This is a genomic window from Mesorhizobium salmacidum (SeqCode) (assembly GCF_037179605.1).
GTDB lineage: Bacteria > Pseudomonadota > Alphaproteobacteria > Rhizobiales > Rhizobiaceae > Mesorhizobium > Mesorhizobium salmacidum.
The window spans coordinates 123,585-141,528 of the sequence record NZ_JAPYKS010000011.1 but is presented as its reverse complement, the minus strand read 5'-3'; the positions used below and the strand labels follow the sequence as shown (position 1 = coordinate 141,528).

Annotated in this window: 22 protein-coding genes; 10 read left to right on the top strand and 12 right to left on the bottom strand. The window is 63.1% G+C overall.

All coding sequences use genetic code 11. The features are described 5' to 3' along the window. Positions 1 to 34: 34 nt before the first annotated feature. The 5 genes from O7A60_RS16850 to recJ all read left to right on the top strand — a co-directional run bounded on the left by O7A60_RS16850 (position 35) and on the right by recJ (position 4,009). Complete coding sequence (locus O7A60_RS16850) at positions 35 to 394, top strand: ElaB/YgaM/YqjD family protein (RefSeq protein ID WP_140508787.1); 360 nt, start codon at positions 35 to 37, stop codon at positions 392 to 394. 75 nt (positions 395 to 469) lie between these two features. Next, on the top strand, positions 470 to 637 hold the full coding sequence (locus O7A60_RS16845) for a Thivi_2564 family membrane protein (RefSeq protein ID WP_337107212.1): 168 nt from the start codon (positions 470 to 472) through the stop codon (positions 635 to 637). Positions 638 to 839: 202 nt separating this feature from the next. After that, positions 840 to 1,823, top strand: a complete 984-nt coding sequence (gene glpX, locus O7A60_RS16840; RefSeq protein ID WP_337107211.1) for a class II fructose-bisphosphatase — start codon at positions 840 to 842, stop codon at positions 1,821 to 1,823. A 72-nt stretch (positions 1,824 to 1,895) separates the two neighbouring features. Next, the gene (locus O7A60_RS16835) at positions 1,896 to 2,120 is read left to right on the top strand and encodes a DUF6434 domain-containing protein (protein WP_337107210.1); all 225 of its coding nucleotides are present in this window, start codon (positions 1,896 to 1,898) and stop codon (positions 2,118 to 2,120) included. A 107-nt stretch (positions 2,121 to 2,227) separates the two neighbouring features. Further along, positions 2,228 to 4,009: a single-stranded-DNA-specific exonuclease RecJ gene (gene recJ / locus O7A60_RS16830; RefSeq protein WP_337107258.1), complete on the top strand. Its 1,782-nt coding sequence runs from the start codon at positions 2,228 to 2,230 to the stop codon at positions 4,007 to 4,009. A 23-nt stretch (positions 4,010 to 4,032) separates the two neighbouring features. On the opposite strand, the gene O7A60_RS16825 is transcribed toward recJ, so the two are convergent. The 4 genes from O7A60_RS16825 to folE all read right to left on the bottom strand — a co-directional run bounded on the left by O7A60_RS16825 (position 4,033) and on the right by folE (position 6,819). Next, entirely contained in the window at positions 4,033 to 4,590 is a 558-nt protein-coding gene (locus O7A60_RS16825; protein ID WP_337107209.1) for a dihydrofolate reductase family protein, read from the bottom strand. Positions 4,591 to 4,624: 34 nt separating this feature from the next. Further along, positions 4,625 to 5,596: a patatin family protein gene (locus O7A60_RS16820; RefSeq protein ID WP_027146837.1), complete on the bottom strand. Its 972-nt coding sequence runs from the start codon at positions 5,594 to 5,596 to the stop codon at positions 4,625 to 4,627. 83 nt (positions 5,597 to 5,679) lie between these two features. Beyond that, complete coding sequence (gene hisI, locus O7A60_RS16815; protein ID WP_337107208.1) at positions 5,680 to 6,141, bottom strand: phosphoribosyl-AMP cyclohydrolase; 462 nt, start codon at positions 6,139 to 6,141, stop codon at positions 5,680 to 5,682. Between the two features lie 42 nt (positions 6,142 to 6,183). Then, positions 6,184 to 6,819 (bottom strand): GTP cyclohydrolase I FolE, encoded by a 636-nt coding sequence (gene folE / locus O7A60_RS16810; RefSeq protein ID WP_027146839.1) that lies wholly within the window; start codon positions 6,817 to 6,819, stop codon positions 6,184 to 6,186. 240 nt (positions 6,820 to 7,059) lie between these two features. On the opposite strand from folE, the gene O7A60_RS16805 reads away from it, so the two are divergent. Next, positions 7,060 to 7,506 (top strand): iron-sulfur cluster assembly scaffold protein, encoded by a 447-nt coding sequence (locus tag O7A60_RS16805; protein ID WP_015317578.1) that lies wholly within the window; start codon positions 7,060 to 7,062, stop codon positions 7,504 to 7,506. 251 nt (positions 7,507 to 7,757) lie between these two features. Here O7A60_RS16805 and panC read toward each other — a convergent pair whose 3' ends face one another. Together panC and panB are read right to left on the bottom strand one after the other, a co-directional pair. Continuing rightward, on the bottom strand, positions 7,758 to 8,609 hold the full coding sequence (gene panC / locus O7A60_RS16800; protein WP_337107207.1) for a pantoate--beta-alanine ligase: 852 nt from the start codon (positions 8,607 to 8,609) through the stop codon (positions 7,758 to 7,760). Beyond that, positions 8,606 to 9,448 carry a 3-methyl-2-oxobutanoate hydroxymethyltransferase gene (gene panB, locus O7A60_RS16795; protein ID WP_337107206.1) on the bottom strand — a complete coding sequence of 281 codons (843 nt, stop codon included), beginning with the start codon at positions 9,446 to 9,448 and terminating at the stop codon, positions 8,606 to 8,608. Before panB ends, panC begins: the two co-directional genes overlap by 4 nt. Positions 9,449 to 9,678: 230 nt before the next feature. On the opposite strand from panB, the gene O7A60_RS16790 reads away from it, so the two are divergent. The 3 genes from O7A60_RS16790 to O7A60_RS16780 all read left to right on the top strand — a co-directional run bounded on the left by O7A60_RS16790 (position 9,679) and on the right by O7A60_RS16780 (position 11,271). Further along, positions 9,679 to 10,077 carry an NADH:ubiquinone oxidoreductase subunit NDUFA12 gene (locus O7A60_RS16790; RefSeq protein ID WP_140711475.1) on the top strand — a complete coding sequence of 133 codons (399 nt, stop codon included), beginning with the start codon at positions 9,679 to 9,681 and terminating at the stop codon, positions 10,075 to 10,077. 138 nt (positions 10,078 to 10,215) lie between these two features. Then, complete coding sequence (locus tag O7A60_RS16785; RefSeq protein ID WP_337107205.1) at positions 10,216 to 10,824, top strand: DUF2155 domain-containing protein; 609 nt, start codon at positions 10,216 to 10,218, stop codon at positions 10,822 to 10,824. 63 nt (positions 10,825 to 10,887) lie between these two features. Beyond that, the gene (locus tag O7A60_RS16780; RefSeq protein WP_337107257.1) at positions 10,888 to 11,271 is read left to right on the top strand and encodes a hypothetical protein; all 384 of its coding nucleotides are present in this window, start codon (positions 10,888 to 10,890) and stop codon (positions 11,269 to 11,271) included. A gap of 10 nt (positions 11,272 to 11,281) precedes the next feature. Here the strand turns inward: O7A60_RS16780 and aat are convergent, their stop codons facing one another. The 6 genes from aat to O7A60_RS16750 form a co-directional block, all read right to left on the bottom strand. Then, positions 11,282 to 11,899, bottom strand: coding sequence for a leucyl/phenylalanyl-tRNA--protein transferase (gene aat, locus O7A60_RS16775; RefSeq protein ID WP_337107204.1), 618 nt, complete (start codon positions 11,897 to 11,899; stop codon positions 11,282 to 11,284). Positions 11,900 to 11,925: 26 nt separating this feature from the next. Further along, positions 11,926 to 13,269 (bottom strand): acetyl-CoA carboxylase biotin carboxylase subunit, encoded by a 1,344-nt coding sequence (gene accC / locus O7A60_RS16770; RefSeq protein ID WP_337107203.1) that lies wholly within the window; start codon positions 13,267 to 13,269, stop codon positions 11,926 to 11,928. Between the two features lie 10 nt (positions 13,270 to 13,279). Next, positions 13,280 to 13,741 (bottom strand): acetyl-CoA carboxylase biotin carboxyl carrier protein, encoded by a 462-nt coding sequence (gene accB, locus O7A60_RS16765; protein ID WP_027146846.1) that lies wholly within the window; start codon positions 13,739 to 13,741, stop codon positions 13,280 to 13,282. A gap of 26 nt (positions 13,742 to 13,767) precedes the next feature. Continuing rightward, positions 13,768 to 14,202, bottom strand: coding sequence for a type II 3-dehydroquinate dehydratase (gene aroQ / locus O7A60_RS16760; protein ID WP_027146847.1), 435 nt, complete (start codon positions 14,200 to 14,202; stop codon positions 13,768 to 13,770). A gap of 145 nt (positions 14,203 to 14,347) precedes the next feature. Then, entirely contained in the window at positions 14,348 to 15,187 is an 840-nt protein-coding gene (locus tag O7A60_RS16755) for a DsbA family protein (protein WP_337107202.1), read from the bottom strand. Positions 15,188 to 15,250: 63 nt separating this feature from the next. Continuing rightward, a complete protein-coding gene (locus O7A60_RS16750) occupies positions 15,251 to 16,645 on the bottom strand; it encodes a M48 family metalloprotease (RefSeq protein WP_337107201.1) in 1,395 nt (464 codons plus the stop codon). A gap of 147 nt (positions 16,646 to 16,792) precedes the next feature. Between O7A60_RS16750 and O7A60_RS16745 the strand changes: the two genes are divergently transcribed. Next, positions 16,793 to 17,941: a pyridoxal phosphate-dependent aminotransferase gene (locus tag O7A60_RS16745; protein WP_337107200.1), complete on the top strand. Its 1,149-nt coding sequence runs from the start codon at positions 16,793 to 16,795 to the stop codon at positions 17,939 to 17,941. Positions 17,942 to 17,944 lie beyond the last annotated feature (3 nt).

Here is a 17,944-nt window from a genome sequence, read left to right as displayed (position 1 = left end):
CGTTCTCTTGGTCAGCAACCAAGGGAGCCGCTTCATGGCTGATACCAACAAATCCGGCCCTCCTGACATCGAGGACATCCAGAAGACGCTGGAAAAGCAGATCGCAGACCTGCGCAAGGAGATCACCAAGATCAACAAGAGCATTTCGGCGCGCAGCGCGGAAATGCTCGATGACGCCAGCGAACAGGCATCGGATTTCTACGATACAGCCGCTTCCCGCGCCTCCCGGACAGCGCAGCAGTTGCGCAGCCAGGCTCAGTCCGTTTCAGAAGCCGCGCGCGAAAATCCGGGCACCACGACCGCAGTGGTTGGCGTGATCGGCTTACTTGGCTTCCTGGCCGGCCTCGCGATCGGCCAGTCGATGAACGACACGCCGCGCCGCTGGTACCATTAGCCGTAAGGGCGGCCAGCTTGGCCGGCCGCACCATCTCGCTACGTTTCTCAACACGGCCGTCTCGGGGAGGGTATCATGGCGTCGTCCATGCTGATCGGTATTCTCATCACATTCCTGGTCACTATCCTGGTTCTGTATCTCGTCCAGCGACTGCCGCTCGACGCCAGGATGAGACAGATCGTGCAGATCATCGTCATCATCATCGGCATTGTTTCGCTGCTCAAATACCTCGCGGTTTTCTAGGCTGCGAGGAACGGGAATTTCCCGTTTCGTATTGGCCCGGGTCGTCTCGAACCGGGTCGGCATCGTTTCAGGAATGCGGTTCAATCGATTGATATTGCTGTCCTTTCGATAAAGCTGCCGGCAGGTCTTGCCGTTGTCATGCTCGTTTGACAAAACAGGCGCGCCTCCGGCGGGAGGCGGCATCAAACGAGGATTTGCCGAAATGAATGTGGCCCAGAACATCGTCGCCGGCCTTGACCGTATACTCACCATGGAACTGGTGCGCGTCACCGAACGGGCCGCCGTCGCGGCCGCCCGGCTGCGCGGCCGCGGCGACGAAAAGGCCGCCGACCAGGTCGCCGTCGACGCCATGCGCGAGGAACTCAACCGCCTCGCCATCAAGGGCACGGTGGTGATCGGCGAGGGCGAGCGAGACGAGGCGCCGATGCTCTATATCGGCGAGGAGGTCGGGACCGGCAAAGGTCCGGCGGTCGATATCGCGCTTGATCCGCTCGAAGGCACGACAATCTGCGCCAAGAACCTGCCGAACGCGCTTGCCGTGATCGCGATCGCCGAGAAGGGCAGCCTGCTGTTCGCGCCCGACGTCTACATGGACAAGATCGCGGTCGGTCCGGGTTACGCCGAAGGCGTCATCGACATCGATGCCACGCCGGCCGAGAACATCGCCAGCCTCGCCCGGGCGAAGGGCGTCTCTGTGTCCGATATCACGGCCTGCATCCTCGACCGGCCGCGCCACGCCAAGCTGATCGACGCCGTGCGTGCCACCGGCGCCGCGATCCGGCTGATCGGCGACGGCGACGTCGCCGGCGTCATCCACACCACCGACCCGGAAGAAACCGGAATCGACATCTATCTCGGCACCGGAGGCGCACCGGAAGGCGTTCTGGCCGCGGCCGCCCTGCGCTGCACCGGCGGCCAGATGCTAGGCCGGCTGATCCTCGATACGCCCGAGAAGGTCGCCCGCGCGGCCAATATGGGGATTGCCGATCCGAAGCGAGTTTATCGCGCCGAGGACATGGCGCGCGGCGATGTGCTGTTCGCGGCCACCGGCGTCACCGACGGCAACATGCTGGCCGGCGTCAAGTTCGGCCGAACCTACATCACCACGCATACAATCGTGCTGCGCTCCTCGTCGCGTACCGTGCGGGAGATCAAGGCCCGGCACCAGGATCTGGACAAGTTCTAGACCTGCTTGCGAAGCCGCGCCGCAGTTGCTAGCCATTGGCTGCATCTGAACCTGGCCGCGCAAGGACTAACGATGAAGGCGTTCGACTGTCACGCGGATCCGATTTCGCGTGCCACTCCTGTCACGAAATCCTACCGCAACCCCCAGAACGTGCGCCGCTTTCTTACCCGCGAATGCGGCGACACGTTCAGGTTCGATCGACCCCTCATGGCATGGCTCAAGGACGGTCGGGAAAAGACGATGGGAGATGCAGCCGACGAGTGGGTCCGGCGCCAGGCTGAAAAGCGGAAAGCGTAGTTTTTCTTGAATTCTTCTGCGACGCCTGCATGTCGTTATCCCAAAACCGCTGCACATTTTTGGGCGACATGCATTATCCTGCCGCCAACCATGAGTTGGCAAAGCGCATGATGGGCGACAGGCGCCTCTTCCTCGATGTCAGGCAGTCGGCGACCGGTCTCTCCTGGGAGCACCGGCTGACCGAACGGCAGGACATGATCGCGCTTGCCATCGCGCAGGGTCATGGCGTGCCCGACATCGTCGCGCGCGTTCTTGCCGGACGCGGCGTTGCCGTCGATGAGACCGAGCGGTTTCTCGACCCGACGATCCGTGACCTGTTGCCGAATCCGGCCTCGCTGACCGACATGGACAAGGCTGCTATCCGCATCGCCGCCGCCGTCGTTGCCCGGGAGAAAATAGCGATCTTCGGCGATTACGACGTCGATGGCGCGGCCTCGTCGGCCTTGCTGAAGCGGTTTCTCACGCATTTCTCGGTGCCGTCGGAAATCTATATCCCGGATCGTATTTTCGAGGGCTACGGTCCCAATCCCGATGCCATGCGCGAACTGGTTTCGCGCGGCGCGACGCTGATCGTCACCGTCGATTGCGGCACCAACAGCGCCGCCTCCGTCGAGGCCGCCAAGGAGGCGGGCGCCGATGTGGTGGTGCTGGACCACCACCAGGTTGGCGGCGCGCTGCCGGCGGCGCATGCCGTCGTCAATCCAAACCGCGACGACGACCTTTCCGGACAGGGTCATCTCTGTGCCGCTGGCGTGGTCTTTCTCGCTCTGGTGCAAACCGCGAAGGTGCTGCGCGCGATGACCGACGCCACGCCGCCGGATCTGCTTTCGCTGCTCGATCTCGTCGCGCTTGCCACCGTCTGCGACGTGGTGCCGCTCACGGGCGTCAATCGCGCCTTCGTCGTCAAGGGCCTGCAAGTGGCGCGGCAGCAGAAGAATGAAGGGATGGCTGCCCTTGCGCGGGTGTCACGCATCGGCGAGCCGATCAGCACCTTCCATCTCGCCTATCTGATCGGCCCGCGCATCAATGCGGGCGGGCGCATCGGCGATGCGGCGCTCGGCAGCCGGCTGCTTGCAACGGACGATCCGGTCGAGGCGCAGAGCATCGCCGAGACGCTCGACCGGCTGAACCAGGAACGGCAGCTGATGGAGCAGGAGATGCTCGCCGCCGCGCGCGCCGAGGCCGATGCCGAACTCGCGGGCGGCAGCGGTCCGGCAATCGTCGTCACCGCCAGCAACAACTGGCACCCCGGCATTGTCGGCCTGCTTGCCTCACGACTGAAGGATCACGCTCGGCGGCCGGCCTTCGCCATCGCCTTCAACGCCAACGGCACCGGCACCGGCTCGGGCCGGTCGGTGTCAGGTTTCGACCTTGGCCGGCTGGTGCGCGAAGCCGCCAATGCCGGGCTCATCGTCAAGGGCGGCGGCCATGGCATGGCTGCTGGCATCACCGTCGAGCGCGCAAGGCTGGGCGAGCTCAGGGCCTTCTTCGAGGAGCGGGCGGCCGCCGACGTTTTCCGGTTGCAGGATGAGGAAACCCTGGCCATCGATGGCGCGCTTGCCGCGGAAGGCGCGACGCTAGGCCTGCTCGACGCCCTGGAGAAGGCGGGCCCTTTCGGCGCCGGGCATATCGCGCCGGTTTTCGCTTTGCCGCGCCATCGGCTGGTCGATATCAGGCCGGTCGGCACCAACCATATTCGCGCCGATTTACAGTCGGAGAGCGGCGGCCGTATCCAGGCGATCGCCTTTCGCGCCGTCGACACGGTGCTTGGCGAATTCCTGTTCAAGAATCGGGGCAAGACGATGCATGTCGCCGGCTCGCTGTCGGGCAATCACTGGAACGGCAACCGTACGGTGCAATTTCGCATTATCGATGCCGCACGGGCGTAGGCGCGCGGCGGAAACCGGGCAATTCAGCCGGCCGGCGCATAACGCAGAAACGTCACGCCCTGGGTAAGACTTTCCGTACCGAGCGGTTTCAGCGCCAGCGACAGGCCGGATTGGAAATAAGGCTTGCCGCCACCCAGCACCACAGGATGCATATAGAGCCTGTATTCGTCGATGAGACCGGCTCGTGTCAGAGAGGCTGCAAGGTCGGCACCACCGAGGATGACGAGGCCATCGGCCTGCGCCTTGAGGGATCGTACCGTGTTCTCGGCATCGTCATCCACCAGGCGGGCATTGAACCCGACTTGCTGAAGCGTGGTCGAGAAGACGATCTTCGGCGTTTCGCGCCATGCCTGGGCAAAATCCCGCTCGACCTCGTCAGTGCCGGTCTCGCGCTCAGGACTGTCCCAGAAGCGCATCGTTTCGTACATGCGCCGTCCCGCGAGTACGGCGGAGGCCTGTCTCATCATGTCGTTGAAATGCTGGTGCAGCTCCGCTTCGGGCACCGGCAAGCCGATGTCCTCGTCCGATCGGGCGATATAGCCATCCAACGACGTCAGCATGGAATAGATAATCCGGGCCATCGGCACCTCCGCTTCGATCGGCCCAGATCACCATCTAGGCGAGAACCGTCTGCAGCCGCGTCAGTTCGCCGATCTGCGCCATCGTGGCCTGGTAGCCGAGCTGGATCGCCTCGTCGGCCCTGTGGAACTCGGTGAGGCCGATATGGCTGAGCTTGGGCTGCAGCGACATGTCGGGCGGATCGCCGGCAAGCCTCGCCCGTGAAATGCGGTCCTGGATGATGTTGAAGGCTTCCACCATCACGCCGGTGATGCCCAGACGCGTCTGGTGCGATTGGTGCTGGGAGTTGACCTGGCCGGGCCTTGGCGCATCCTTTTCTATAACCAGCTCGCCGGCACTGTGTTTGATCACGGCGGCGCGGCCGAACAGGTCGTAGTGGAGGTTGACCGCCACGACGAGCGGCTGCTCGTAGGCGCGGCAGACCGAAACGGGCACCGGATTGACCAGCGCTCCGTCGACCAGCACGCGGCCGTTGCAATCGACCGGCTCGAACACGCCCGGCAGCGCGTAGGATGCGCGCATGGCCGTGATCAGCGAGCCGCTCGACAGCCAGATCTCGTGGCCGGTGCGGATTTCCGACGCGACGCAGACAAATGGCTTGGGCAGATCGTCGAATCGGATACCAGCCACGTGCTCGCGCAGGCGCGCGTCCAGCTTCATGCCGCCGAAGAGGCCGCTGCCGCGCAGGTTGAGATCGAGCAGGCCGAAGATGCGCCGCCTTGTGAGGCTCCGGGCGAACTCTTCCAGCTCATTCAGTTTGCCGGCGAGATAACAGCCGCCGACCAGGGCACCGATCGAGGTGCCGGCGATCATGGAAACTTCGATGCCGGCTTCATCGAGCGCCCGCAGCACGCCGATATGAGCCCAGCCTCTGGCGCAACCGCCGCCGAGCGCGAGCGAAATGCCGGTTTTCTTTGGAGATTTTGTCGCGGATGCGCCGCCGGCCGAGGACAGGCCGTTGGCCTCCCTGACATCTGGTCTGTTAGGCAATGACGCCCATTCGAGCATCATGATCTCCCTTGTCCCAGGCTACTATACGGATGGGCCGTATCGAAATGATGAATCTATGTGATCGGTGTGAGGCAGAAGGTTCAAGCTGATGGCTTTCGATAGGTGTTTTCCGCATCGAACAGCGGCTTGCTGCCGTCGTCGGCAAGCGTCCCCTTGCCGTCGATCAGCCCCACCGTCCGATAAAAGCATGAACGCCGGCCAGTGTGACAAGTTGCGTCGTGGCCCAACACTTTGACGCGCAACCATATGGCGTCCTGGTCACAATCCGTGAGCATCTCGACGACATGCTGGAAATTGCCCGAGGTTTCGCCCTTCTTCCAGAGTGCGTTGCGCGAGCGCGACCAGTAATGGGCAATGCGTGTCTCCAGCGTCAGCGCCAGCGCCTGCGCATTCATATGCGCGACCATCAGCAGCATGCCGTCGGCGGCATCGGTTACGACGACGGTGACAAGACCGGCGGCATCGAAGCGCGGCGAGAACACCGTGCCTTCTTCCAGGATCTTCTTGTCCGAGGGAGCTTTCGGAAATTCCAGTGCCGACATGGCCGGTCCATTTTCCTGTTGACCGTGACGTCGGCAAGGGGCTTACGCCCTGCCGCCGCGCACCATGGTGACAAAACGAACCTGCTCTTCGGGCGTATCCTTGAAAACGCCCGTGAAGGTGGAGGTCAGCGTGGTTGAGCCCTGCTTGCGGATGCCGCGCATGGCCATGCACATGTGCTCGGCCTCGATCATCACCGCAACGCCGCGCGGGTTGAGCACGTCCTGGATGACACCGGCAATCTGCGCGGTCAGGGCTTCCTGAGTCTGCAGCCGATGGGCGAAGATATCGACGACGCGCGCGATCTTGGACAGGCCGACGACCTTGCCGTCGGGCAGATAGCCGACATGCGCCTTGCCGATGATCGGCACCATGTGGTGCTCGCAATGCGAATGGAACTGGATGTCCTTGACGATCACGAGATCGTCGTAGCCGGCGACCTCCTCGAAAGTACGGCCAAGCTCCTCGGCTGGGCACATATCGTAGCCGCCGAACATTTCACGGAACGCCTTGGCCACCCGCTTGGGGGTATCGATCAAACCCTCGCGATCCGGGTTGTCGCCGGTCCAGCGCAGCAATGTGCGCACGGCGGCCTCGACTTCGGCCTCGCTCGGGCGGTCGGTGACCGGCTTTTCCATATAGGCCGACTGGGGCATGAGTTTCTTGATGACGGCATCCATAAAAGGCGTCTCCCGTAGTCCCTCTCTCAGGAGGAACGAGTTGAACGGACCACGACCTTTCGGTGTCGGAAACTCGCCCCGTTTCCAGCCCCGTAAGCGGCGTGAACTTCCCGGCAAGGACAGTGGCTCTCGCCGCCTTGTCGATACCGGACTGCCAGCATTATATATGGTCGTGCCGGGCGAATGAAAGACGCAACAACGGCAATCGCTGTTTGCTTGGCGGCGACGGATTGGAAAATAATGATCAACGACGTCTACAACGCGAAAATTCTCGGTTTTGCCGGAAACATCGCCCGCATCGGCCGGCTCGATCATCCCGACGCGACCGCGAAGGCGCATTCCAAGCTGTGCGGGTCGACCGTTACCGTCGACCTCAAGATGGAGGACGGCGTGGTCACCGACTTCGCCCACGACGTGAAAGCCTGCGCGCTCGGACAGGCATCGTCCTCGATCATGGCGCAACATGTCGTCGGCGCCAGTGCCGAGGAATTGCGCGCGGTGCGCGAGACCATGCTGAAGATGCTGAAGGAGAACGGCGCGCCACCCGAAGGACGCTTCGCCGACCTCGGCTATCTGGAGCCGGTGCGCGACTACAAGGCGCGCCATGCGTCAACCATGCTGACCTTCGACGCCGTGGTCGACGCCATCGGCCAGATCGAAAAGAAGCGCGCCGACGAAGCGGCCTGAGCGTGGGCTTTGACCTTACGGTTATTGCATAAGTGATCGGCCGTGCCCTGGCGGGACCCGCCCGCCGTCGCCGCCCACTATGATTTGTGGCGCGACATCGTCGTCACATTCAACCCGGCAGACGATCCGGCGGCGGGACATCCGCCTCTGGACGTCAACGACCTCGATAAACTTCTCGATAAATACAAGAAGGCAAAGGAGCCGGATCCTGCCAGGCAGCGGCTCAGGCCGGAGCTGTCAGCGCGCGCCGATCAGGCGGTGGGAACCTCCACATTGTCGATCAGCCTGGTTTTTCCCAGCCAGGCGGCGGCGAGAACGCGGCCCGCTCGGTCGTGCCGCCATGGCGTAAGTGTCAGGCTTTCGCGGGCCTTGACGTAATCGACCTTCTGGAAGCCGGCCGCGATCAGGGCGCGGCTTGCGTCTGCGATCGTTTCCTCTTGACCTGCGCCCGCCGCCAGCGCCGCCGCCGCTTTGCGCAGGATAAGGTTGAGCTGGCGCGCGATCCGGAGTTCGGCTTCATGGAGATAGACGTTGCGCGACGACATGGCGAGGCCATGCGCATCGCGTATGGTCGGCGCGCCGATGATTTCGACAGGCAGGTCGAGGTCGCGGCAAAGCTGCCTGACGACGCAAAGCTGCTGATAATCCTTTTCGCCAAAGATGGCTACGTCGGGTGCAGCCTGCAGGAGAAGCTTGGCCACCACGGTGGCGACGCCGTCGAAAAAGGTGGGGCGAAAGTCCGTTTCGAGCCCGGCCGACGGGCCGCCGACCGAGATTCTCGTGGCAAAACCGGCGGGATACATCTCGCTGACATCAGGCGTGAAGGCAAGATCTGCCTTGGCCGTCGCCAGCATGTCGAGGTCGCGCGCCAACTGGCGCGGGTACTTGTCGAGATCCTCGCTCGGCGCGAACTGCGTCGGATTGACAAAGATCGACACCACGCAGCGATCCGCTCTTTCGAGCGCGATCTTGATCAGCGAAAGATGCCCGTCATGCAATGCGCCCATGGTCGGCACCAAGGCGATGCGCAGCCCATCGCGCCGCCAGTCGCTAATTCGCGCGCGAAGCGCGGCAACGCTGTCGACGACGTCGGGCCGGCTCATGATTCATCCCCGCCATTTGTTCTCGAGAAGACGTGGGTGGGGCCGGGAAAATCGCGGTCCCGCACCTCCGATGCGTAGCGCTCGGCGGCATGCTGGATCACACTGCGCAGGTCGGCATATTGCTTGACGAATTTAGGCACGCGATCGACTGTTAGCCCGACCATGTCGTCGATGACCAGGATCTGGCCGTCGCACTCGCCGCTGGCGCCGATGCCAATCGTTGGAATGGCGATGCGGCGGGTGATGTCCGCGGCGACCTTCTCTATCGTTCCTTCGATGACCAGGGAAAACGCACCGGCCTTCTCGACCGCGCTCGCGTCGGCGATCAGGGCTGCCACATTCTCATCCGTGCGACCCTTGATTTTGTAGCCGCCATCCTTTTCCACCGATTGCGGCTGGAGGCCGATATGGCCCATGACCGGGATATCGGCGGCCACGATCGCCGCGATCTGAGCGGCCATGTCGACGCCTCCCTCGAGTTTCACTGCCTGGCAGCCGCACTCGCCGACGATGCGCCGCGCCGAGGCCACGGCCTGCGCGGCCGAATCCTCATAAGTGCCGGCCGGCATGTCGACGACGACGCAGGCCTTGGCCGAGCCCCGCATCACGGCTTGGCCGTGCGCGATCATCATCTCCAGCGAGGCGCCTAGCGTCGTCTCATGGCCATGCAGGACCATGGCGACGCTGTCGCCAACCAGGAGCAGGTCGACATGGGGATCGAGCAGGCGGGCGATCGGGTAGGTGTAGGCGGTGAGGCATACGATCGGCGTGCCGCCCTTGCGGCGGCGAATCAGGTCGGCGCCGATGCGGATATCGGTGGTCGGCAATTGCGTGGCCAATCGTCGCCTCCTTCTGCCCCCGGCCGGATGGGATTTTTCCACATGGGCGCGCAGAGCTTTAGAAAGAGCGGCAAGGCTTGGCAAGCGCGCATCCGGCCACCCCTTGGGATCACAGGCTTGTGTCGGGCCCTGGCGCGCCATTTGCGCGCTCCCCGTGGCAAAACCCTTGCCTTCCCGAAGGCCTGACGCCATAAGCAGGAAACGGGCGCCGCCAGCGCGAGGGTTCTGAAATGAAGACTTTCCTGACGCAGTTTTTCACCTGGTGGAACAGCCAGACGCTGGGAACGCGCCTGCACACCTGGCGGCACGGCAAGGAAGTCGGCCAGGACGAGGCCGGCAATGTCTATTACGAAGGCGGCATCGATTCGGAAGGCCGCACGCGCCGCTGGGTCATCTACCGCAACTATTCGGAAGCCTCGGCCATCCCGCCTGGCTGGCACGGCTGGATTCACCATCGGGTCGATGTCGCTCCCCCCAGCGATGACTACCGGCCGCGCGACTGGCAAAAGCCGCATCTACCCAATCTGACCGGCACGCCAGCGGCCTATCGTCCGAAGGGCTCGCTGCTGACCAATCAACATCGCCCGCAGGTCACCGGCGATTACGACGCATGGACGCCGGGGTCGTAACGGCGCGGGTTGTAACGGTAAGGTGCAGGCCGGTCCTTTATCGCCACAATTGGTGTTTAGCTGCTTGCTGATCAGAAAACGGCGACTAGCCTTGGCGATCGACGGAATCACCTGGGCGCGAACCACCGGTACCCCTGCATGAGCTTTTTCAACCTGATATCGACAGGCGGTCTGGCGCTAGCCGCCAGCCTCGCCGTCAGCACCGTGGCGTTTTCGGCTTCACCCGCACCTGCACCCGCCGCTCCGGCGCCCGCGGGATCGGATCGCATCACCAACCCGGTCGCCGAGTTCGCTGGCATCGACAAGATCACCGGCCGCATCATTACTTTCGATGTCTATATCGATGAGACGGTGCAGTTCGGCGCCCTGCAGGTTACGCCACGCGTCTGCTATTCCCGGCCGGAGAACGAAGAGCCGAAGACCGACTCCTTCGTCGAGGTGGACGAGATCACGCGCGATCGCAAGATCCGCCGCATCTTCACTGGCTGGATGTTCGCCGAAAGCCCGGGTCTCAATGCCGTCGAACATGCCGTCTATGACGTCTGGTTGAAGGCGTGCAAGCAGAAGTCGGATGTGCCGGCGCCCGACGCTGGCAAGAGTGGTGCGACCAAGGCCGACGGCGCGAAAACCGACGCTTCGAAGCCAGCCGCAACCCAGTCTGCCTCGGCCAAGCCAAAGCCCACGGTCAGTCCGGACGCGGCACAGCCCGACGACGCCGCGGAACCGGATACGACGGACACCAACTGATCTCTTGGAACCGCCATGGCTGGCGCGCGTTGGACAATCACCACGCGCGTGGAGGACACGTCAATGTCGGACAGCAAGCGGATCATGGCCAACAAGGCCGAGTTGCTGGAACTCGAAAAAGGGTTCTGGACGGGTGATGCTAGCTACTATGCTGCCAATGTTGATACCGAATGCCTGGTGGCGTTTCCGCAGATGGCACAGGCGATGGACAATGCCGATCTGGCCAAGACCGCAACCAAACCCAACCGCTGGCGCGACCTCGACATCGAGCTCAAGGGAATAATCGAACCCGGTAGCGATATCGTCATGCTGACTTACGAGGCGCGCGCTACGAGGGAGAATGGCGAGCCCTATGCAGCGCTGGTCAGCACCGGCTACGTCCATCGCGCCAACGGCTGGAAGATGATGTTCCATGCGCAGACGCCGCTCGCGGCCACCGCCACATAGGCCTTGATCCCTACGGAAAAAAGACCGCTTCACCTTTCAGCGCGTCGGCCAGCATCTTTTCGTATTTGCCGCGCGGCACGTCGACGGCGCCGAAGCGCTTGAGGTGTTCGGTGGTGAACTGGGTATCGAGCAGCGCGAAGCCCCGAGCCTTCAGGCGCTCGACGAGATGCACCAGGCAGGTCTTCGACGCGTCCGTCTCCTTGGAAAACATGCTTTCGCCGAAAAACACCCGCCCCAGCGAGACTCCATAGAGCCCGCCGACCAGACGCCCCTCGCGCCAGGCCTCGACCGAATGGCAGTGCCCCATACGGTGCAACTGCACGTAGGCCTCGCGGATCGGCGCATTGATCCAGGTCGAGCGGCGCTCTTCGCGCTTCTCGGCACAACCGTCGATCGTCGCCTCGAAATCGAAGTCGAAACGAATTTCGAATGCGTGCTTGCGGATCGTCTTCTTCAGGCTTCTGGGTGTGTGAAAACCTGCGAGCGGGATGATGCCGCGCGTCTCCGGCCGCACCCAGAAGACCTCCGGATCACCAGCACTCTCGGCCATCGGAAAGACGCCCGAGGCGTATGCCTTGAGCAGAAGGTCGGTGGGAATGCGATAGCCTGGCGCGTAGGGTCGGGTCATCGCGTCATCATAGCGCTAAGTTGGGGTTATTCGCCCTTGGCCAGATATTTTTCCAGCCAGTGGATGTCGTAGTCGCCATTGGCAATGTCGGCATTGCCGACGAGATCGCGAAACAGCGGCAATGTCGTTTTGATCCCGTCGACGACGAATTCATCGAGCGCCCGCCGCAGCCGCATCATGCATTCGACGCGGTTGCGTCCATGCACGATCAGCTTGCCGATCAGGCTGTCATAGTAGGGCGGGATCTTGTAGCCGGAATAGACACCGGAATCGACGCGGATGCCGAGGCCGCCGGGCGTGTGGAAATGGGTGATCGTGCCGGGCGAGGGGGTGAAGGTGCGCGGATCCTCGGCGTTGATACGGCATTCGATGGCGTGGCCGTTGAACTTGATGTCTTCCTGCTTGACCGAAAGGCCGCCGCCGGAAGCGACGCGGATCTGTTCGTGGACCAGATCGATGCCGGTGATCGCTTCCGTCACCGGATGCTCGACTTGGAGGCGCGTATTCATCTCGATGAAATAGAACTCGCCATTCTCGTACAGGAACTCGATGGTGCCGGCGCCCGAATAGCCGAGATCGGCAATCGCCTTGGCGCAGATGCCGCCGATGCGCGACCGTTCCTCGGCGTTGAGCGCCGGCGAATTGGCCTCTTCCCAGACTTTCTGGTGGCGTCGTTGCAACGAACAGTCGCGCTCGCCGAAATGCACGCCGCCGCCGAAGCCGTCGCCGAACACCTGCACCTCGATGTGGCGCGGTTTCTCGAGATATTTCTCGATGTAGACCGCGTCGTCGCCGAAGGCCGCGCCGGCTTCCGAGCGCGCCGTCTGCAGGGCGATTTCGAGGTCTGCCTCGGTATGCGCTACCTTCATGCCGCGTCCGCCGCCGCCGGCCGACGCCTTGATGATAACGGGATAGCCGATCTCGGCGGCGATGCGCCTGGCTTCCTTTTCTTCGGTCACCGCGCCATCGGAGCCGGGCACCACCGGAATGCCGAGGCGCTTTGCCGTGCGTTTGGCCTCGATCTTGTCGCCCATGATGCGGATATGATCGCCGGACGGGCCGATGAAGGTGATGTTGTGCGCCGCCAGGATGTCGGAGAACTTGGCGTTCTCCGACAGGAAGCCGTAGCCCGGATGCACGGCGTCGGCGCCGGTGATCTCGCACGCCGCGACGATCTGGTGAATGTTGAGATAGCTGTCGCGCGACGGCGGCGGACCGATGCACACGCTTTCGTCGGCGAGCCTGACATGCATGGCGTCAGCGTCGGCGGTCGAATGCACCACCACGGTCTGGATGCCGAGTTCCTTGCAGGCGCGCAGCACCCGGAGCGCGATTTCGCCGCGATTGGCGATGAGGATCTTCTGGAACATCAGGTCCGCTCTATTCGATCACGACGAGCGGCATGCCGTATTCGACCGGCGTCGCGTCCTCGAACAGGATCGCCGTGACAGTGCCGGCGCGCGGCGAGGGGATCTGGTTCATTGTCTTCATCGCCTCGATGATCAGCAGCGTCTGGCCTTCCTTGACCTTCTGGCCGATCTCGATGAACGGCTTTGCGTCAGGAGACGGCGCCAGGTAGGCGGTGCCGACCATGGGCGAAGGGACGGCGTTCTTCGACACGTCGACAGTCGCCGGGGCAGCCGCCGTTGCAGATTGGGCGGCTGCTGCCGGCGCATAGGCCGGTTGCGGTGCGGCGATCGCATGGACGGTGGGCGCCTGCCGTGACACCCGAACCTTCAGGTCGCCGAGTTCAACCTCGATCTCGGTCAGGTTGGTGTCGTTCAGTATGCCCGCCAGATCGCGGATCAGTTGCTGGTCAACACCGGTCTTCTTTATCGACATTTTCGAGCCTTCTGTTTGTTGGCCGGTCATAGGCGTGCGGCCAGCGCTTGCAGCGCCAGCGTGTAGCCGAGCGGCCCAAAGCCACAGATCATGCCGACAGCGACCGGCGCGACCATGGAGACGTGGCGGAACGGTTCCCGCGCGTGGATGTTGGAAAGGTGAACTTCGGCGACCGGCAGCGGCGCGATCGAGCGGATGGCGTCGTGGATGGCAATCGAGGTATGGCTGTAGGCGCCTGGGTTGATGACGATGCCGGCGGCCTTGTCGCCGGCTTCCTGGATCCAGTCGACAAGATCCCCTTCATGGTTCGACTGGCGGAAATCGATCTCGATCCCAAGCGATTTGCCTGCCTGCTTGCAGTCGTCCGCGATGGCCGCGAGCGTCTTCCCGCCATAGATGCCCGGCTCGCGCTTGCCGAGCGCGTTGAGATTGGGACCGTTCAGGACGAAAACCGTTTTCAAAAAAGCCGACCTTTTCCGGCGCCGGCGTCAAGCCGGCGCGCTGGGCCTCTATACCGGGCATAGTCGCCCGCGGAAAGAGCGCAAGTGCGTTCTTTCACTGTCCACAACAGGCCGAAATGCGCCCGTGAAGAAAACCGCTCGCCGGTCAAAGCGCGGCTTTCGCCGCCTTGATCTTTTCGGCGAGCACTTCCTGCCCGAGCGCCCCGAACACGACCTCGTTGCCGACGACGTAGGAAGGGGTTCCGGTGATCTGCAGCTTGTTGGCAAGATCGTAGGTCTTGGAGAAGGCTTCGGGGATCGACGCGTCCTTCATCTTCTCGCGCAGCGTCGCCTCGTCGGCGCCGAGTGAAAGCGCGATCTTGATCGCTGTTGCCTCGGTGGCGCGCCCCTGGCCGCCGAGCAGTGCATTGTGGAACTCGCCGTACTTCTCCGGCATCATCAGGTGGAACGCCATCGAAACGACGCTGGCCTTCTGCGAATCCGGGCCGAGGATCGGGAATTCCTTGAGCACGAAACGCAGATCCGGATCGGACTTGGTCAGGGCTCGCATGTCCTCGATGGCGCGTTTGCAGAAGCCGCAATTGTAGTCGTAGAACTCCACGATCGTGGCCTTGCCGTTCGGGTTGCCGACGACGCCGTCGAAGGTGGAGTTGAAGATCTGGTCCTTGGCGTTCTTGATGACGCCGAGCGCCGCGAGCCGCTGTTCCTCCTTCTGCTTGGCCTCGAGTGCGTCCTGCACTTCGAGCAGCACTTCCGGATTCTTCAGGAGATAGTCGCGGATGATTCCCTCGACCTCGGTGCGGTCGATTTTGGTATCGGCCACGGCCATCTGGACAGGCTGAGCCGTCTGGACAGGCTGTGCCGTCTGGACAGGCTGTGCCGTTCCGGCCTTCGCAATTTGCGGACTGCCGGCCACGAAACCGAAAGCCAGCATGGCAAGGGCGACCGCAACCCCCGTGGTGCCCAGCAGCAGTGCCTTTTTCATCGTTCTCGTTCCTTCTGCCTGTTTTCCGGTCTGTCGCAGCACGCGGCCGGAGGGTTCATGAGATTACTGGCTCTTGCCTGATGATTTGTAGTTTATGATGTCCTGGGCGCGTATCCAGCGTGGCTCGCCGCGCTTCATCTGCTGTTGCGCCCGCATGGCGAAGATCTTCGCATCCTTGTAGTCGCCGGAATAGAAATGGCCTTCGGCGGTGGCAAGCTCGGCGCCCGGTATGTCTCCCAGCTCGCCGTAAGCCTGTGCCAGATAACGATAGCCGGTGGAATTTTCCTTGTCGCGCCCCAGGCCATTGTTGATCTGCACGACAGCTTTCTTGAGCGAGTCGGGCGTGCCGACCGCCATCAGCGCCTGGCCAAGCGAGACAGGCAGCAGGCCGGACCGTGCCGGATCGAGGCTGACCGCCTTGGCGTAGGCGTCGGCCGCATCCTTGGGCTTGTTCGCTTTCATCAATATATCGCCGCGCAGCTCCTGGAAGTAGGCATTCTTGGGCTGCGCCTTGATCAGGGCGTTGGTCTTGATGAGCGCCGAGGCGAGATTGCCGTAGAGATAGGTCGACTGGGCATCGCCATAGAGCGCCGCCATGCTGCCCCGCATCTTTTGCATCAGCCGCGCCGCGGCGGCCTGGCCTTCCATGTAGACGGCAATCTTCACCCGCATCATGTCGTGGCGCTGCTGCAGCGTCGGCGGGTCGAGCTTGTCGACATTGGGGCTTTGCTTGACCAGCACTTCGAGGTTGGCGATGCGGTCCTGCGGCATGGGATGGCTGATCCGGTAGGGATCGACCTGCGCGCCCGACAGCGACAGCGCTGTCTGGAAGCGGTGGAAGGTCTTCAGCATGCCCATGCCGGACTGGCCGGTGGCGTTGAGATAGGTGATGGCCGAGCGGTCGGCCGTGATTTCCTCGGTGCGCTGATAGGCGAGGATGCTGCGCTGCGCCATCTCGCCGCCGCCAGCCGCCACGCCCATGCCGGCGCCGGCAAGGCCGCGGCTGTTTGTGGTCGCACCGGCAACCATGGCGCCGGCACCGAGCAAGGTGGCGATGATCGCCATGGTCTTGGCGCGTTCGAGCTGTTCGCGCAGTTTCTGCTGGTGGCCGCCGGCGATATGGCCTGCTTCGTGCGCGATGACGCCGATGATTTCGTTCGGCGTCTCAGCCGTCATCAGTGCGCCGGTGTTGATGAACAGCCGGCGCCCGGTGACGAAGGCGTTGAAGCTGGAATCGTTGACCAGCACGATGTCGATGCCGTCATTCGCGAGCCCGGCCGCCTTGAAGATCGGCCGTGCATAATCGCGCACCAGAGCTTCGATCTCGGCGTCGCGTACGACTGACACGCCCTGGGCGAGGGCGGTCACCGAACCGGCCACCGCAACTGCGGCGGCGAGCAAAATCGTCGCGAAGACACGCGCCGCGTTGGCAATCGTCGATCTGGGTCGGCTCAACATAATGTGTCCACTGGTAGACGAGCGGGCGAAAGATGAAAAGTCGGCGCCTGAAAAACTTCCTCAACTTGTGATCCTCACATCAATCGGGCATTTGTGCGGCGCATGCGTCAGGACCTGGCGCGCTCAATCCTCGGGACAGGGGTAAAAATGGTCGTTTCGCTCTCCCATCGCGGCAATGTCGAGCCGTTCCATGCCATGGATGTACTGGCCGAAGCGAACCGGCTGAAGGCCCTAGGCATACCGGTGATCTCCATGGCGGTTGGCCAGCCATCCGATCCAGCGCCTGTACGGGTTCGCGCCGCCGCGGCCAAGGCGCTGGAGGAGGGACGCATAGGCTATACCGACACCTTGGGTCTGGCCTCGCTGCGCAAGGCGATCGCCGGGCACTGCGCGGATCATTATGGCCTCGATGTCGACCCCGGCCGGATCGCGGTGACCACCGGATCGTCGGCGGCCTTCAATCTTGCCTTCCTGGCGATGTTCGATCCAGGCGATCGGGTCGCCATCGCCGCTCCCGGCTACCCCGCCTATCGCAACATCATGGCAGCCCTCGGCATCGACGTGGTCGAAATCGAGCTCGGTGACGCGGCTTATCTGCATGCCGGCCATCTGGAGGCCGCGCATCGCGAGAAGCCGCTGAAGGGCGTGCTGTTCGCAAGTCCGGCCAATCCGACCGGCGCCGTCATACCGGCCGACGAGCTGGCGATCCTGGTCACCACGGCGGAGTCGCTCGGTATCGCCGTCATTTCCGATGAGATCTACCATCGGCTGGCCTATGGCGCCCCCGACACCACGGCTCTCGCCTTTAGCAACAGCGTGACTGTGATCAACTCTTTCTCGAAATACTACTGCATGACCGGCTGGCGCATCGGCTGGATGGTGTTGCCGGACGAACTCGTGCGCCCCGTCGAACGCATCGGCCAGAGCCTCTACATCTCGCCGCCGGAGCTGTCGCAGATCGCGGCGATCGAGGCCTTTGCCGCAACCGAGGAATTGGAGGCGGTAAAACGGCGCTATGCCTGGAATCGCGAGCTCTTGATGAAGCGTCTCCCGGAGCTGGGTTTTCCCCTGGCGGCACCCATGGATGGCGCGTTCTATGCCTTTTGCGATGTCACCCGGCACAGCAATGACAGCATGGCTTTTGCCCGCAAGATGCTGGCCGAGGCGCATGTGGCGGCGACACCCGGCCGCGACTTCGATACCCGGGCGGGGCACCGCACGATGCGGTTTTCCTATGCCGGCAGCCACGACGACATGGTCGAGGCGATGGCGCGCATCGAACGCTGGTTGAGGTAACAT